This is a genomic window from Daejeonella sp. JGW-45, assembly GCF_029360805.1.
Taxonomy (GTDB): Bacteria; Bacteroidota; Bacteroidia; order Sphingobacteriales; family Sphingobacteriaceae; genus Daejeonella.
Window position 1 is genome coordinate 85,719 of record NZ_JARKNC010000008.1, and the last position, 17,498, is coordinate 103,216.

Annotated in this window: 13 protein-coding genes; 3 read left to right on the top strand and 10 right to left on the bottom strand. The window is 43.5% G+C overall.

Annotated elements, in window-relative coordinates; translation table 11 throughout:
• Positions 1 to 21: 21 nt before the first annotated feature.
• From P2W76_RS09890 to ppsA, 6 genes are all read right to left on the bottom strand, one after another.
• Positions 22 to 1,128 carry an amidohydrolase family protein gene (locus P2W76_RS09890; RefSeq protein WP_276347651.1) on the bottom strand — a complete coding sequence of 369 codons (1,107 nt, stop codon included), beginning with the start codon at positions 1,126 to 1,128 and terminating at the stop codon, positions 22 to 24.
• A 12-nt stretch (positions 1,129 to 1,140) separates the two neighbouring features.
• Positions 1,141 to 2,379 carry a hypothetical protein gene (locus P2W76_RS09895; RefSeq protein ID WP_276347652.1) on the bottom strand — a complete coding sequence of 413 codons (1,239 nt, stop codon included), beginning with the start codon at positions 2,377 to 2,379 and terminating at the stop codon, positions 1,141 to 1,143.
• Positions 2,380 to 2,388: 9 nt separating this feature from the next.
• Positions 2,389 to 3,663, bottom strand: coding sequence for a sugar MFS transporter (locus tag P2W76_RS09900; protein ID WP_276347653.1), 1,275 nt, complete (start codon positions 3,661 to 3,663; stop codon positions 2,389 to 2,391).
• Positions 3,664 to 3,890: 227 nt separating this feature from the next.
• On the bottom strand, positions 3,891 to 5,291 hold the full coding sequence (locus tag P2W76_RS09905; protein WP_276347654.1) for an amidohydrolase/deacetylase family metallohydrolase: 1,401 nt from the start codon (positions 5,289 to 5,291) through the stop codon (positions 3,891 to 3,893).
• Positions 5,292 to 5,498: 207 nt separating this feature from the next.
• Complete coding sequence (gene fbp, locus P2W76_RS09910; protein WP_276347655.1) at positions 5,499 to 6,506, bottom strand: class 1 fructose-bisphosphatase; 1,008 nt, start codon at positions 6,504 to 6,506, stop codon at positions 5,499 to 5,501.
• Positions 6,507 to 6,574: 68 nt separating this feature from the next.
• Positions 6,575 to 9,031: a phosphoenolpyruvate synthase gene (gene ppsA / locus P2W76_RS09915; RefSeq protein ID WP_276347656.1), complete on the bottom strand. Its 2,457-nt coding sequence runs from the start codon at positions 9,029 to 9,031 to the stop codon at positions 6,575 to 6,577.
• Positions 9,032 to 9,176: 145 nt separating this feature from the next.
• Here ppsA and P2W76_RS09920 point away from each other — a divergent pair, with 145 nt between their 5' ends.
• A complete protein-coding gene (locus tag P2W76_RS09920) occupies positions 9,177 to 10,058 on the top strand; it encodes an AraC family transcriptional regulator (RefSeq protein ID WP_276347657.1) in 882 nt (293 codons plus the stop codon).
• A gap of 75 nt (positions 10,059 to 10,133) precedes the next feature.
• Here the strand turns inward: P2W76_RS09920 and P2W76_RS09925 are convergent, their stop codons facing one another.
• Positions 10,134 to 11,072 carry an AraC family transcriptional regulator gene (locus P2W76_RS09925; protein WP_276347658.1) on the bottom strand — a complete coding sequence of 313 codons (939 nt, stop codon included), beginning with the start codon at positions 11,070 to 11,072 and terminating at the stop codon, positions 10,134 to 10,136.
• Positions 11,073 to 11,445: 373 nt separating this feature from the next.
• Between P2W76_RS09925 and P2W76_RS09930 the strand changes: the two genes are divergently transcribed.
• Both P2W76_RS09930 and P2W76_RS09935 read left to right on the top strand, forming a co-directional pair.
• A complete protein-coding gene (locus tag P2W76_RS09930; RefSeq protein WP_276347659.1) occupies positions 11,446 to 12,681 on the top strand; it encodes an MFS transporter in 1,236 nt (411 codons plus the stop codon).
• A gap of 93 nt (positions 12,682 to 12,774) precedes the next feature.
• Entirely contained in the window at positions 12,775 to 13,764 is a 990-nt protein-coding gene (locus P2W76_RS09935; RefSeq protein ID WP_276347660.1) for a Gfo/Idh/MocA family oxidoreductase, read from the top strand.
• A 35-nt stretch (positions 13,765 to 13,799) separates the two neighbouring features.
• On the opposite strand, the gene P2W76_RS09940 is transcribed toward P2W76_RS09935, so the two are convergent.
• The 3 genes from P2W76_RS09940 to P2W76_RS09950 all read right to left on the bottom strand — a co-directional run bounded on the left by P2W76_RS09940 (position 13,800) and on the right by P2W76_RS09950 (position 17,476).
• Positions 13,800 to 15,083: a Gfo/Idh/MocA family oxidoreductase gene (locus P2W76_RS09940; protein ID WP_276347661.1), complete on the bottom strand. Its 1,284-nt coding sequence runs from the start codon at positions 15,081 to 15,083 to the stop codon at positions 13,800 to 13,802.
• A 134-nt stretch (positions 15,084 to 15,217) separates the two neighbouring features.
• Positions 15,218 to 16,576 (bottom strand): DUF1080 domain-containing protein, encoded by a 1,359-nt coding sequence (locus tag P2W76_RS09945; protein ID WP_276347662.1) that lies wholly within the window; start codon positions 16,574 to 16,576, stop codon positions 15,218 to 15,220.
• A 75-nt stretch (positions 16,577 to 16,651) separates the two neighbouring features.
• Positions 16,652 to 17,476 carry a DUF1080 domain-containing protein gene (locus P2W76_RS09950; protein ID WP_276347663.1) on the bottom strand — a complete coding sequence of 275 codons (825 nt, stop codon included), beginning with the start codon at positions 17,474 to 17,476 and terminating at the stop codon, positions 16,652 to 16,654.
• Positions 17,477 to 17,498: the final 22 nt, after the last annotated feature.

The following is a 17,498-nucleotide window of genomic DNA, read 5'->3' on the forward strand; positions in this document are numbered from 1 at the left end:
TTTCGGTTGATTTAAGTTTTTTCAGATACCTGGGAACCATTTCCTGGCGTTGGTACGATATATTTTATCTATCACTTCCTTAGGCAATTTAAGTCCATTGAACGACTCGTCGAAATATGAACCGCTCATTTTTTCGTTTGTAACAAAAAATTTCCAGTCGCTAACCCTCGTTCTATGAAAATCTTCATTTGCTTCTGCAAAATTTGATTTCTTATTAACTCCATTATCCGTGGAGTAAATTAACCGGTCCTGATACTTAATAAAGAAATCGTGTACTTTTTGCCAGTCTTTCACCGCCTGATATTGTAAATGGCAGATCCTTTCGGCCATATCCATGGCAATGTTTGGATATTTATCAAGTCGTTTCGCAATTTCATCGACATTCCATTCCAGGCTACCCAGGTGTGCAGCTACGAATCGCAGCTTCGGATGCTTACCAAGCATCCTGTCCCTTGCAGCGATCTGCTCGTCATATGAAGGATATTCGGGATGCAGATACATATGATACTGAGGGTGTTCAGCAAAATAATTCCTATCGCTATTTACTGTCATTTGGTCCAGCGGCAGCCAGGCATTACGCGGCTCACCTAAGTGTCCGAGCAGGGTTTTGTCGCTTCTTTCTATAAAGTCAATGATCGGGTCAATGCGCGGATCATCAACCATCACAAACTTTCCATCCCTGTCTCTCAGCTCCATCCCGACATTCTTCCATATCTTAACACCTATGGCGCCTTTTTCAAAAGAGTCCTTTAAGTATGCAAGGGTCTTCGCCTGCCAGCCGGGCTCATCCCATCCTTCCAAACTGAAAGCAGTAAGGTAGGCTAAACGATCGGGATATTTCTCGATTAGCCTCAACGCGATTTCTTGCTTCTCTTCAATATTTGAAGACGGCCCTGAGTAAACATTCACTGTTAAAAGGCGGAGATTATCTTTTTCAGCCTGTTTAATGAAAGTAGTATCATATACTCCGATATGACTGTGTGTGTCATATTTTTCCACGCGGCTAAAGTCTTCAAGCGTGTAAAAGTTTTCGTCAGCCTTAACCTTCCCGGCTCCTGCTTTATTCTGTGTGCAGCCTGACACAAGCGCATAAAGAAAAATAAGGCTAAACCACGTAATTTTTTTCATATAAACCTGCAGCTAGATTTTAATAAATATTTTTTTCTTATACATCCAGTATAGAATAAGCCACTCTACCAGCAACACGAGTCCACCGCTAATCAGGGTCGCGTAAGCTGCTCCGAAGATCTGGTCGAATCCTTGTCCCAGATGAATGAATAGCGATTTATGGATCACATCTTTGATCCCCCCGTCGGCTATACAGTAGGCGGCAATAGAGTTCATGCCGATTACCATCAGGAAGAACGACCATTTTTTCTTGCCAGTGATATCGATCACACCAAAGAAAAATGCCAGGAACAGAAAACAGACACCTCCGCTGAAAATAGTCCACGCCGGTGTCCAGATACGTTTTACTACAGGATTTATTCCGGCGAAATGCAACAGCATACCGAATACTATAAGCACCAGGCCCGTTATAATGAAAATCCTTAGTTTCCTTATTTGTGCTATCGAAGAATTCAGAACATTACCAGCGAGTAAGCCCAAAATCATTGTGCCGAGGGTTGGAATAAAGCTTAACGTGGAATAACCGCCCCCGTTGAACATAAATTCCTTCTCTCTCGGAAAAAGATTCAGAAACCAGTTATCAAATGCCCAGGCAAGGTTCGTATTTTTATTCCAGTGAGCTGCAAAGCCATTGAAGTTATGTTCCCAATTCTCCTTAACACCAGCCAATGCGTAATTAAAATCAGGACCCGGTAGCGGATACAGGGCGAAAGCAGCAAAATATCCGATAAGAACAACTGCTAATCCCATCAGCTGAACCCGCTGGGAGTAAAGAGCCAGCAAAACAAGAAAGGTATATCCCAGGCCTATTTGAGTCAGCGTATCCTCGAAGGTAAAATTAGTCTGGTCAGAATGCATGGAACGAAGGAATATCCCAAGGCAAATAAGGATTAACGAACGCTTCGCCGTGTGCAGCAGTAAACTGCCAACGCTTGCCCCTTTATTCCTGCGGCTGGCAATTGAGTAGGGCAGCACCACCCCCACCAAAAACGTAAACGAAGGTTGAATCATATCATGCAGGCTGAGCCAGCTCCACGCTACGTGGCTTTGCTGAAACGCCAGGAATTCCCAAAACGCACTCCCCGGTTCGGCGTCTGAAACTTTCGAAAGGGCCAGAACTTCAGCCATCATGAGAAACATAACCAAACCACGGTATACGTCTACGGATGCTATTCGCTGCACCGGCATAGCCGGGTTAATGACTGCCCCTGAAACAGGACTATCTTGGCTGGGAGTTGCTTGTCCGGGCACTTTTTACAGCTATGTTGTTCTTACTTTGTATCCGTACACAGCGAAATACAATATGTACAGGTAGCATGGTACCATTATCCAATAAGCCGACTGAGTACTGGTCATATCAGCCAGGTATCCATATAACAGGGGAAGTATCGCACCACCCGCGATCCCCATGATGAGGATTGACGAACCTATTTTAGTAAATCGTCCTAAACCAGCAAGACCAAGCGGCCAGAGAGCTGGCCATACAAGTGAATTTGCCAATCCGAGAAGGGCGATAAATGCTACGGAAACGAATCCGCTGGTGAATATCGCTGCGAGCGACAAAATAATCCCCAAAATAGCAGAGAATTTAAGCGCAGTTTGCTGACTCAGATACCGCGGTATACAGATCACGCCGATAAAATACCCGACAATCATGCTTATTAACGTTGCCGTAGTAAAGTATTTGGCTGTTGACAGTGAAATCCCCCAGGATGCACCGTAACTGATGATAGTATCGCCGGCAATTACCTCTACACCGACATACAGGAAAAGGGCCAATGCGCATAACAAGAGATGCGGAAATTGCAGAATACTTGTCTTATTAGTGTTCGCTTTTGCTGAAACTTCATCTTCCTGGTCTGCGTCAACTTCGGGAAGTGATGAGCGGTTGAGCACTACCGCGAGTATAACCAACACAAGGATAATGATAATATATGGCACGATAACCCGCGAAGCCAGTTCATCGAGTTCTGCTGCTTTACTCGCCAGATCCATGCTGTTCAGTCGCTGCAAAAGAGAATCTGTGTCTTTAAGTACCACTGCGCCCAATGCAATCGGTGCGATGGCTCCCGCCAGCTTATTACAGATCCCCATTATACTTATCCTTTTTGCTGCACTTTCAGGCGGACCAAGAATGGTTATATATGGGTTTGAGGCTGTTTGTAAAAGAGCCAGACCAGTTCCCTGTACAAATAAACCCAACAAAAACAAGACGTAGGTTCTGGACATCGCCGCCGGTATAAATATCAACGCGCCAAGGGCCATAACGGCCAGGCCCAAAGCCATACCTTTTTTAAATCCGGTCTTCTTCAGTACCATCCCTGAGGGAATAGCCATAACAAGATAAGAAATATAAAAGGCGAATGCGACCAGGTAGGATTCGAAATTATTTAGTTCGCAAGCGATCTTTAAATAAGGAATCAATACGGCATTAAGCCATGTTACGAAGCCAAAAACAAAAAATAATGCACCAATGATAAATATTGGGTTCAGTGCAGTTTTAGCAGACTTCGCATCAGCAATTTGATTGGTCATTAGAGTACTTTGTTTAAAGGGTTAATAATGTACGTGGTTACAAAAAAAGGTCTGTTGTGATAAAAAAGGTAGAAGGCCAGGAAATATTGCTTCAATATTAGATCTAACATTAGTCTAATATAAAGTGTTAACACACACAAAACAAATTAAAACCCAGGAATCGCGTAAGCAAACAAAAAACGCCATCCTGCAGGACGGCGTTTTTTGAATAAAGAAGAAAGATACGATTAACGCCCTGCAGCAGCAGCAGCAGGCGTCGGACCTACAGGTTGTCCGATTCCATCGAGATCGTATACAATGTTTCCAGCCCGGATGGTCATTTCTGTTTGAAGTCTTTGCTTTCCGGCAATCTTACCACCTCTCACAGGCCAGCCGTAATTTCCTTCGTTAACTTTGAAGATGGCTATATCAGCTACTGACCCGACTGACAAGTTTCCAAGCTCTTCGCGTTTTATAGCTTTTGCAGGATTCCAGGTACTGGCAGTAATGACATCCTTAAGCGGCATACCGGTAGCCATAAATAATCCCATGATATTTTCCATGCTCTTCATTGGCCCGTTCATACTACCGGTGTGCAGATCTGTACTAATAGTGGTTGGATAAAAACCTTGCTTTATTGCGGGAACACCCTGGTTGTACAGGTAACTGGCGCCGCCGAAACCGATATCAAAAACAATTCCCCTGTCCCGTGCTTTATAAACATACGGTTTAACCTTGCCGTTCATGTCTACAATAGACTCTCTTCCATCCGGACTGTCGGTACCATTTCCGCCAAAAGCATGAGTATAGATATCGCCGGGGCGGAATTTCACGTTAAACAATGAATCGAGCGGCAAATACGGATCTGCAGAACCGAAATCCACCATGATCGGAATATTGGCAAGTCTGCCTGCTTCCAGTGCGCGGTCAGTAGGTACCCAGGTACGACCCGAGAAGTGAGCGAGCTTCACACCAACTATATCTTTCGGATACTTCTTTGCCATCTCAGCCGTCTTTACCGGGTCCATCTCATCAATATTATTTTCACCACGCCCATCCATACCTGTACCAACTATGTTTAGCATAGTTAATACGCGGGTTTGAGAAGCATCAATAGTCCGCTTTTTATAAAGCTCAAAATCCCTCCATCCTGTACATCCCGCATCGACAACTGTTGTAACGCCTGTGCGGAAAGTAAATCCGTCGGCAGGCAGAGCTGTTGCCGCATCCTTCAAATAACTTCCATCATGTCCCCAGAAAAAATGCACGTGGAGGTCAATCAGACCCGGAGTTACATATAAGCCTTTGGCATCGATTATTCTATCTGCCTGATCTGCACTGATGTTTTTTGCAACCAGGGCAACTTTTCCCTCCACAGCTGGCACTGCTTCACGCGCTGGAAGTGCCGGACGTGCAGGCCTGTTGCCCTCTGCAGGGCGGGCAGGAATTGCCGGGCGGGCGGGCATTCCCCTTGTTCCGGCAGTGATTGCAACATCCATTACCTCGTTAATGTTATTTTTCGGGTCGATCACATGGCCCCCTTTAATAATATAAGCATAGGGTTTACCGGATGGCCGTTGTTGTGGCTGTGCTGATGCGCCAAGTCCCAGCATCAGAAGCACAGATAATAAAAGTATCTTTTGTTTCATTTTGAGTTTTAGTTTATTGAAATGAAATATAGAAATAAACTAAAGCTCCAACAAGTGCGGCCTCGGGGCAGACGAAATTTACCGGGAAAATAAACTTATATTTATAAGTAGATCAATGGAATACCCTAATAATAGCCCAAGTGTAACAATACCATTGTGAGTTAAGAAGGCCTGGTCAATTCAGGGTACGAGCAGCAATCACACGGCCTAGCTGGCCAGCTTCTGCCGCTGTTCTGTATCGCCTCCAATAGAAATTAAATCGGTAGAATAGTCCTGCATAAACTTCCCTGCCTGGATTACCATATTGGCCGAGCCAATGAAGAAGCCCGACTGCTGCTGAAGATCTTCCACGGGCAATTCTAAGATACTATCTCTGCCGTTCGTAGCTTTTCCTCCTGCTTGTTCAATTATAAATGCTAAAGGATTGCATTCAAAAATTAAGCTGTGTGCTTTCCGCTGAGAGGCAGCCGGACAGATGAAAATCCCTCCCTTGATAAAATTCCTATGCACATCGGCAATCAGGGAGCCGATATACCTGGCAGTATAGGGCCGTGCTGTGGCTGGGTCGTTTGCCTGACAATAGGCGATATATTTCTTAAGACCCTCCGGAAACGTGGAGTACGACCCCTGACTAACCGAGTAAATTTTTCCCTCGACCGGTATCCGCATACCGGGATGTGAAAGACAAAACTCTCCGATCGACGGATCTAGTGTAAAGCCATTTACGCCGTGACCAGTGGTGTAAATCAACATGGTCGATGAGCCGTATATGATATAGCCTGCCACCACCTGCTCAGCGCCTTTTTGCAATATGTCTTTCAGGCTTGCTTTACCGTCAGCGGGTTTTCGCCTGTAAATGGAGAACACGCTTCCCACAGCTGTATTAACATCGACATCTGCAGCTCCATCCAAAGGACTGAGTGCAACAAGGTACTTCGCGCTCTTAGCTGTCCGGGATTCAAGATGAATAGCATCACTGCTGGCTGAAGAAACGATGAGGCAACATTCGCCTCCGCTTTGGAGTGCAGAAATAAACTGCTCGTTTGCATAGCGTTCCAGGTGCTTTCTATCCAGCAGACCAGCCCTGCGGATCTCCCGGTTGATAATCTTAGAGGCTATGCCAATATCTCGCAATAAGCGGGAAAGCTCTCCCTTGGCATACGGAAAATCGGTTTGCTTCTCTATTATAAATTGTCCGAGTGTCTTAAATCCCATTTATCGTAAATAATGTGCCCTGCAGGAGGGCCGCAAAAAGCTCATGTAATAATAACTCAGCTACTTCGTCAGGCAGAAAGCTGTCTTTCGATTGCGCCAGATATTAATCCCTCACCCTTCTCGACCGCATGAATTGCGTTTACGGTTTTAAAGAATGAGTCAGGCGTTACAGAGATGGAATCGATACCTTCCTTAACCAGGAATTGTGCAAAATCCGGATAGTCGGAAGGACCCTGACCGCAGATACCGACTTTAATTCCGGCGTTTTTTGCTGCAGTAATCACCGTGGTGATCATACTTTTCACTGCATTATTCCGCTCGTCGTACACATGGGCTACAAGTGTTGAATCGCGGTCGATCCCTAATACCAGCTGAGTAAGGTCATTCGATCCGATCGAAAACCCATCGATATGTCTGGCGAATTCGTTTGCGAGGATAATGTTTGATGGAAGCTCGGCCATCAGATATACTTCCAGGTCTTCGATACCACGTTTCAGGCCAAACTCATCCATTACTTTGTAAACTTTCAGCAGTTCATCGACGGTGCGGCAAAAAGGAATCATAACCACCACATTTTTAAGGCCCATTTCCTCCCGGACCTTTTTTATGGCTTTAACTTCCAGAGCAAACGCTTCCTTAAATTCCGGCGAATAGTACCTGGAAGCACCGCGCCAACCTATCATTGGATTTTCCTCTTTCGGTTCAAAATAACTCCCTCCCAAAAGATTGAAATATTCATTACTTTTAAAATCAGAAAAACGGACGATTACCTTATAGGGATTAAATGCCGCTGCGATCTTAGCGATACCATACGCCAGTTTATTGATAAAGAAATCTTCGCCATCCTTAAAGCCCCTCGTCAGCTCGTTAATTTGCGCTGTTAATGCCGGATCATTTAGCTCCTCATGTTTTATCAGAGCCATGGGATGCGCTTTTATGTAGTTATTGATAATAAATTCCTCTCGTGCTAATCCCACACCTTTACATGGCAATTTTGCGTAATAGAGGGCATTATCCGGGGATGCGACATTCAACATGATCGGCATTTTTACTGGAGGCAATGATGAAATAGCTATCTCTGTTCTATCGTAACTGATCGTCCCTGAATAGATCAGACCAACATCTCCTTCAGCACATGATACTGTAACTAACTCACCGTCCTCTAAAACTTCAGTGGCAATTTTGCAACCCAATATCGCCGGAACACCCATTTCTCGTGCTACAATGGCCGCGTGGCAGGTCCGGCCACCCTTATTTGTAATAATGGCCGATGCTTTTTTCATGATTGGTTCCCAGTCAGGGTCAGTCATTTCCGTCACAAGGATATCTCCCTCGTTAAAATCGTGATGATCAGAGTCGAGAGATGTCAGGATCTTAACCTTTCCACTGGCTATTTTATCGCCTACAGCTATACCTTTCAGCTTCACTTTCTCCGACCTTAGACTATCGTTTATGGTATATTCAGTTATACAATCCTGGTCTTTACGGGAATGAATTGTCTCAGGACGGGCCTGGACGATAAATAGTTCCTGGCTTATTCCATCAACAGCCCATTCGACATCCATCGGGCACCAATGTCCCTTTAATTCTGAGTAGTAATCTTCAATTCCACGCACCCATATAGAGAGCTGTAAAACCGCATCTTCAGAAATACAGAATTTATTATTCTCCTCAACCGTAGTGTTAACTATCTTTACACGTTCCCCTGGGGCGCTGCTATAGATCATTTTCCGGTCCTTCACCCCAAGTTTTTTCTCGATAATAGCAGCAAAACCCTGCTTCAATGCAGGCTTATAAACCAGGAATTCATCAGGAGAAACTGCCCCCTGAACAACCATCTCACCTAGGCCATAAGAGCCGTTGATAACCACTACATCTTTAAAGCCGCTTTCGGTATCAATTGAAAAAGCCACTCCTGAAGCTGCAAGATCTGATCGCACCATTTTTTGCACACATACAGATAACGATATCTGGAAATGATCGTATCCGAAACTCTGCCTGTAACTGATCGCCCGGTCTGTGAATAATGAAGCAAAGCAATTACGTACGGCGTCCAGGAGGGCTTCTGTACCGCATACATTTAAATAGGTATCCTGCTGCCCTGCAAAAGACGCATCAGGTAAATCTTCTGCTGTGGCTGACGAACGCACCGCAACATCAACATTGAACTGCTTGTATCTTTCTGAAAGGTCTTTATAGGCGTCTGTAATTTCCTGACTTACTGTTTCCGGAAATTGTCCTTTAATTACAAGATTTCTTACGCTCAGACCGCAAGACCTGAGTTGATCCAGATCATTGATATCTGTGGAATTAACCAGCTTCTCGATCTTCTGCTCTAACTTATTAAAGCGCAAAAATTCACGATAGGATTCGACGGTGATCACGAAACCATCCGGCACTTTTACCCCGATATGGCTCAGATTTTGAATCATTTCACCCAGCGATGCATTTTTTCCTCCGGCGATATCAATGTCATTGATCCCGACATTTTTAAGTTCGATTACTAATTGCGCTTTACTTTCCATGAGCCTCGTATTGTTTTTTTGTAAAATTATCGGCTTTTAGATTAGCATTGTAAATGAAAATTATCTAGTTTTGATACTATCTTAACCTATTTATTAAAAAAAAGGTCATATATTAGTTATCTTAATACTATTTATAAGAAGGGTCATGAATCCGCATTTGCAATCCATACCGTTAAACAGCGATCAATCTTTCAGTGTAGAGTTGATAATGGGCCTGGATCTGTATAAGCAATGGCACTATCACAGGGAGATAGAGCTTATCTATTTTATCAGGGGATCCGGGAAGCGATGTATTGGCGACAACGTGAAAAACTTCCAGGAAGATGAAATGATCCTTATCGGTTCCAATGTTCCACATATGATGCGGCCTGATAAAGCATACGATTCTTATAACCCGGATGAAGTAATAGTGATCCATTTCCTGCCTGAGATTCTTAAAAGCTTTTTAGTTCTGCCGGAAAACAAAGCCATCAGCGACTTATTGCAAAAAGCGTCGTATGGAATTGGAATCCATGGCGAAACTTTACTCGCGGCGAAAAGATTGGTATATTCAATCAGATCTGCCAGAAACACGGAGCGCTTTATTATATTACTGCAACTACTGAACCTGATCGCACACTCGGGCAACAACACACTCGTGTCTCATACGGCATTTGGAGCTGCATTTCATAAATCAGATGACAACAGGCTGAACCGGATATATCACTATACCCTCAATAATTTTTCGCGGGAAATAACATTAAAAGAAATTGCCGCTCTTGTGCACCTGACGCCTCACTCCTTTTGCAGGTACTTTCGTTCCAGGACGCGCAAGAGGTTTTCCTTGTTTCTTTTGGAGGTGAGGGTAAGCCATGCATGCAAATTACTTTCCGACACGGATCTGAGCGTCGGTGTGGTGTCCTACGAAAGCGGATTCATGAACTTGTCGAATTTTAACCGGCATTTTAAATTAGTGACCGACAAAACTCCCCTGGAATACCGGAAGCAGTTCCACAATTTAAAACAAGCAAATACAGTTCTGGTTTAAAAAGATCAGAGAGCTTTGGGCATACAGAAACAGTAATTATCTTAACGAGATTTACATTTTATCCCAAAAATCTATTCAAGCACACTCAGCCGACGGCCTGTTTGTAACTACCAGCCATCGCCCGGTACCTCCTACTACCTGAGGGACATTAACATTCGATGTTTTACGGTATTCACTTGGCGTCATATTCTTGATCTTTCTAAACTGCCTGTTGAAGTTAGCAAGATTATTAAACCCGCATTTATAAGCGATCTCTACAACATTTTCTTCCAATTCGCCCAGCAACTTGCACGCATGTCCTACCCTGACCTTATTCAAATACTCTACAAAGGTTACCCGGTAGTGTTCTTTGAAATAGTTACAGAAAGTACTTACTGCCATATTAGCTACAGATGCCACTTCGTTAAGAGTTATATCGTGATCAAAATTTCTAAGGATATAGGCATTGACCTTGCTGAACCTATCTGAACAATCTAATAAACCATGCTTTAAATATCCAGGGCTCGCCAGCAGTTCATACTCATTTGTAGCACACAAAATATCGAAAATTGTAAGCAGTGAGGCGAGCCGTCTTATACCGCTCATGGTCTGCATATCTTCCATTAAAGCCGCAATCTTATCACGTGCATTCCCTTTAATTAACATCCCGTGTTTAGATAGCTTTAACAGGTTATTAATAGGCTCTACTTCGGGTAAGTGAAAAAAATCGGTTCCCAGGAAATTTTCAACAAAATGAATAACGATCGCCTCTGCAGTTAAATTAGCTTTCCCTTTGAAATATTGCGGATCGTTGGTCCATAAATGAGGGAGAGATGGTCCCATTAATACAAGGTCGCCTTCTTTAAAATATCCGATATGATCACCCACCTGTCTTACGCCGGTACTTTTATTTACCAATACCAATTCAAACTCAGAGTGATAATGCCAGGGACAGGGAAAGAACGGACCTTCTTCCTTAAATATGATAAACGATTTATCTAACTCTAGCGGGATGTGATACTGTAAAGCTTTCATGATAAAATCTTGTTAATTGCTTAAACTAAATTTAAACTATAAAATCAACACAAATTCAATTTATAGAAAATAGTACCATAATTGTAAAGAAAAGTAGCATAAAAATGAATACAGGTGCGATAGTTTTGATAAACGGTCTGGCGGATAATACTTTATTACTGAGAATTCATATTATAGAAAGGGCTGTTTTTCAATTTATTACTAATTTGTAGCTTGACTTCCAATCATTGCCGGCAAGATAATTTTAACTGTTACAGTAATACTCACCTTAAGTTAAATCATAAATCTTATTTTAGGTAGATGAATAAATAGATTCTTTCTGAGGAAAACCATAAACTTAATATTAACCTATATCACTAAACTCTAAACTCGTATGCAAGCACAACTCAAAATCAAATTAGCATTCTTTATGTTTCTCCAATATTTCATCTGGGGCTCCTGGTATGTCAGTATGGGAACATACTTAAGTAAAACTCTTCAATTTGATGGCGGACAGATCGGGCTTGCTTATGGTGCTTTTGCAATTGGGGCAATGATTGCACCATTCCTGGTTGGCTTGCTCGCTGACCGGTATTTTGCTTCGGAGAGACTTCTGGCTTTTTTGGGAATTATAGGGGGGCTGATGTTGTTTGTATTACCGATGATCACCACCTTCAGTTCGTTCTATCTCATGCTGATTTTATATTGCTGTACATTCGTACCTACCCTGGCTCTGGGGAATTCTCTTTCTCTACGCCATCTGGAGAACCAGAAGCGTGATTTCCCTCTGGTGAAAACGCTTTCTTCAATAGGCTGGATCGTCGCGGGCATAACACTTAGTACTGTTTTTAAGGGGGAGCAATCGGCTGTACAATTTTATGTGGCAGGATCGGCATCAATTCTTTTTGGCTTGTTTTCATTAACCTTACCCCACACTCCTCCAATGAAGACTGGAAAAGACGTGAGTATGGGTGAAATTCTCGGACTGGATGCATTGGCTCTATTGAAGAAACCATCTTTCGCCATTTTCATTCTATGCATGTTCCTGATCTGTATCCCTCTTTATTTCTATTTCGTGAATATGAACCTATACGTCACTGAGTTGGGTTGGGAGTTTACAGCAGCTAAAATGTCCTTAGCACAGGTGTCAGACGTGATCTTTCTTATACTTCTTCCGATAATGCTTAGTCGCCTTGGTTATAAAAAGACAATCTTTATCGGAATTTTAGCATGGGCAGCACGTTACTTTTTACTTGCAGGAAGTGTTGATTCTGTTTCGATGCAAACTATCATGGTATTTAGCGCAATTTTACTTCATGGTGTATGTTATGATTTCCTGTTCATTGCCGGCCAGCTTTATGTTGATGATGAAGCTAATGAAAGGATGCGCGGTGCAGCGCAGGGATTGATCGCATTTATACTTTGGGGAGTAGGCGCATTTGTAGGAACCACGCTTGCAGGGAATTCTCAGGCTGCCAATACCCTCACCGAACCAGTCGGCAGCATTGCCCACAACTGGCATAATATCTGGATCTATCCTGCGTGGGGCTCTGTAGCTGTCCTGGTTGTGTTCATCATTTTCTTCCGTGAGCCTAAAAAAGGTCCGAAGGTCGAAACCATTACGAAATAAAAGTTCTCCTGACTTAATGTCCGGAGAGTTGATCTTTCTTTTCAACTCTCCGGCGTCAGGCATCCGGTACATAGCTATCCAAAAGCAATTATCATGAATAAAATCCGCTGGGGTATTCTTAGCACGGCAAAAATCGGTGTAGAAAAGGTTATCCCTGCTATGAAGCTCGGGAAATACAGCACAGTTGCGGCGATCGCATCAAGAGACCCAGATCAGGCGAGTAAAGCAGCGTCGTCCCTTCAAATACCAAAATCATACGGTTCATACCAGGATCTTCTGGACGACAGCGATGTCGATGCGGTGTACATCCCCCTGCCCAATCACCTTCATGTGGAATGGGCAATAAAAGCATTAAACGCCGGCAAACATGTCTTGCTGGAAAAACCCGTTGGCCTTTCAAGTACTGAAGCAAAGAAGCTCTTAGTGGCCGCAAAAGAAAAGCCAGGACTAAAAGTAATGGAAGCCTTTATGTATCGGCACCATCCGCAATGGCAAAAAGCTAAAATGCTGGTAGAAAATGGAGATATCGGAAAACTCAGATCTATCCAAACCTTCTTTTCCTATTACAACACTGATCCGGAAAATATTCGCCACAACCCACAGTTCGGAGGCGGGGGATTGATGGATATCGGGTGCTATTGTATTTCCTTATCGCGTTATATTTTTGGCCAGGAACCCTCCCGGGTTAGCGGCTTGGTTGAGTTTGATCCCTTGTTCAAAACAGACCGGATGGCTTCTGCCATACTCGATTTTTCGGAGGGAACCTCTGCATTTACATGCTCAACACAGATAATGCCATTCCAGCGTGTTAACATTTTCGGGGATACCGGCGGTATAGAAATAGAGATACCGTTTAATGCCCCGCCTGACAGGCCTACAAGATTATGGCTTCATACCATGGAGAGAACGCAGGAGATCGTATTTGATATTTGCGACCAGTATACTATTCAGGGCGACCTCTTTTCAAAGGCGATCCTTACCAATTCAGAAGTTCCCACTCCGCTTGAAGACGCCCTTAACAATATGCTTGCAATCGAGGCCGTCTTCAAGAGTTCTGAGACCGGGGAATGGGTTAACTTATAAGGTTTTATTATGTCATTAATCTTTAACCAGAGATCTTATATCAAATCCCACTTTTTTCGGGGCTCTTTAGATAATAGGTTGTTTGCTTCCCTATCACCTATAAATTTCTCCCTTTTATCATTCCAGTACAGTTTTCTTCCTAATTGATAAGAAATCAACCCCAGGTGCATCGGTAAAGTCAGTTCCCGCGCATATTCAAGATTAGATTCCGGCTGCGTACGGGATTTAACCGCATTTACAAAATTTTGCTGATGCCCGGGTGATCTTTCCAAAGAAACCGGAACCTTCGTCAGATCAGGAACAAGCTCACCGCCTATTCTAACCTCGTGGGTATTGTAATCGCAGATTAAAGTGCCATTCTCCCCCTCAAAATAAGCCCCGATACCGCGTGCAGCAGCTCCGGGAACATTTGGCGGCTCACTTGTCCAGAATATGTTCAAGTCTTCATACTCATAGTCAACATCCATCCATTTCGCGACATCGGTAATACCTTCGGCCTTTTCGCCTCTGGCACTTATACTTTTTAGTCCTTTAGGCTGAATCGACCAGTAAACAACATCAGCGATATGCGACCAGAAGTCGCCAAAAACCCCACCGCCATAATCCGAAAAATAGCGCCAGTTAAAGTGGCATTTTTGCGGGGCATAATCTGACAAAGGAGCGGGCCCTAGCCACATATCCCAATCTAAATTTGGAGGAGCCTGCTGATAAGCGGCCAATCCGAGGTCAGGAGGAAAACCTGTTTTCCATATCCGAACTGTATTGATCTTTCCAAGGATTCCTGAACGCACAAGTTCTACAACACGGTGATAGTTATCCCCTGCGTGGATCTGGGTACCGAGTTGGAAGACGCGATCGTAGCGATTAAGGTTCTTGAGCATCTCTTGTCCACCTCTTACATCATGAGATAAGGGCTTTTCACCATATACGTCCTTGCCGGCTTTGAAGGCGAGAGTTGCGATCTGGCTATGCCAGTGGTCGGGGGTGGCGCAGGTTATCGCATCAATATCCTTGCGATCTAATATATGCCTGAAATCTTTGTAAGCCTGTGCCTTGTTTCCAGGGCGAAGCGTTTCCAGAGTTTTCATTGTGCTATCTAAATGCACCTGATCCACATCGCACAATGCTACAATATCAACTTCAGGAATAGCTGCAAACCACCTCATATGAGCATTCCCCATTCCCCCCAAGCCTATGTGCGCAACACGTAAGCGATCGCTGGCTGCTACTTTGCGCACCAGTCCAGGCAACATAAACACGCCCATTCCGGCGATACTCGTTTTCCTGATAAATTCTCTCCGGCTTGAATTTAATTCCATAACCTAAATATTATATCCTATGATAATTATAATCGTAAATGATCATCATTTTTGCTATCAGCTATCAGCTGTGAGCTATCAGCTATCGAACTGGACAATACTCACCCCCCACTGCTCACTGCTCATTGCCATCCCTATTTCCCACTTAAATCCCTGATCCTGATATTTCTGAAAGCCAAAGGAGATCCGTGCCCAAGAAAGCCGATATGACCGCTGTCGCGTAATAAGCCCGGATGCTTCAACCCGTCGGCAGCACCGTTCTTCCTGGCATCAGTAATGTCTGCATCAAGTATCACAGTACCGTTTAAAATCACTTTGATCTTAGGGCCCTGTACTACCACTTCCTGATAATTCCACTGTCCTGTAGGTTTCAGAAAGCCTCTTTTGGCAGGCAATGTTCCATAAATCGACCCGTGGTACTGGTAGACCTTAAGGTCTTTGTAAACAGGAGCTTCATTATCCAGGATTTGCAATTCCATTCCTTCATAAGCTGCATCGCCGGTTATAGGAGACCTAATTCCCAAACCGTTGTTAGCACCCGGAGTCAGTTGAAATTCAAAACGCAGTACAAAATCACTGAATTCCTCTTTAGAAAATAAATTATTACCAAGGGAGCTTTTACCAGGTTTCGGGCGGACAACCATATTACCATTTTCTGTGATGTAATCCCTGGTATTACCTCTCCAGCTATGCATATTGGTTCCGTCAAACAATACCTTATAACCCTCCTTCTTCTCCTGCGCACTTAACCGAAATGGCTTTACACGGGGTAATTCCTTGATATAAATATTGCGGTAAGAAATGGGCGAACCATGTGCCTGAAGTTCTATTTGCTCTTCAGAAAAAATAGGCAAAGCTCTATCCCAGTAATTTTCAAGTATAACATTGTCCGTTACCAGCTCCCCGTTCAGATAAACTGTGACCCGGTCCGCCTTCATGATGATACGAAATGTATTCCACTCCCCTAACTTTTTATCAGCTACCTTGAGTGGTTTGCTTTCGTTTTCTTTATTATTATATAAACCTCCTGACCCGACCTGGGCCCCAACCTTTACACGGGCATTATCCCAGATCTGGACTTGCGGTGTACCCCGTAGATAAATACCTGCATCACCTTCCTGTTTGCCGTCGTCAATAATCTTCCAGTCAACCAGCATCTCAAAATCTCCATATTTTTTTACCGTAGCAATATTGTTCCCATGTCCGACAAACTGTAGCTCACCATTTGCCACTTTCCAGCCGTCTCTCATTTCTGCATCAGCTTTCTTTTGGGCTTCAGCCAAAGTTTTAGCATCCATCTTCGACCTTTTAATAGGATCCGCTACCAGGCCTTTCCATCCTTTCAGATCTTTCCCATTAAACAGAGCGACAAAACCCTCTTTCTGGAGCATTGCTGCATCTTTATCTGTTGGCTTGGGATCTTCTTTAAATGAAATAACTACAGGAATTATCAATATCGCCAGAAGGCAGTACTTAAGTTTATTAAGATTCATATTTGAAATGTTTTTATTTGCAGCATTTAAATTAGGAATTATATCCATCAATTTGTCTGACGAGATTAAATTAATCTATTTCGATGCCAAAGGAACTAGTTCCACTTTCCTGACAAACATCTCTGCGCCCTCAGACTGGATCTGGATTTTTCCCCTGGTTGGCTTTACGCGATAGGCCTGGTTAACAAGAACGCCGTTCAGATAGACATCGATTTTGTCGCCATCTGCTATGCATTCAATTCTATTCCATTTTCCTACTTCTTTTTCGACGTCTTTCTCACCCCTGAAACCAAGAACATCTTTCCAGTTCGGATCACGTGCGAACCAATCGATCCTGCCTTTGTTAATAGTCAATGGCTGCCCTCCTGGCATGTAAACATTTCCGCCTCCTGGTTTTTTAGGTGCTACATTACTTGTAAGTGAAAACTTGTCTGAGCCATCTCCTACTACGAGAAAGTCGCCAGTACCCCCTTCAATAATCTGGCACTCTATTGAATACATCCATGTACCTGAATAGCCACCATCGGCGCCGGTTGAATGCAGAAGTATACCATTATCTCTTGCTCTATCTACTCTGGGAGCGAAGGTTCTTGATCCCCATTTAAAGTCAACGGTCAGTTTGTAATCGCTGTATTCCTCATTAGTGGTAATACATCCATACTCTTCACCAGAGATCTTAATCAATCCGTCATCCACTGTAAACACCTTTTTAGGATCAATACCTGTTCCACGGCCTTTAACAAAGGTATACCAGCCGCTAAGATCTTTGCCATTAAATAAGCTGATAGCTTTGGACTGGTCGACTTTGACCTGACCTGGATTTGTTTTTGCCGTACCGCAGCCCTCAATTATTATCAGGGAAGAAATCAGCGCAATAGAAACTAAAAGTGTTCTTTTCATTTTAATATATGTTTAGTCGATT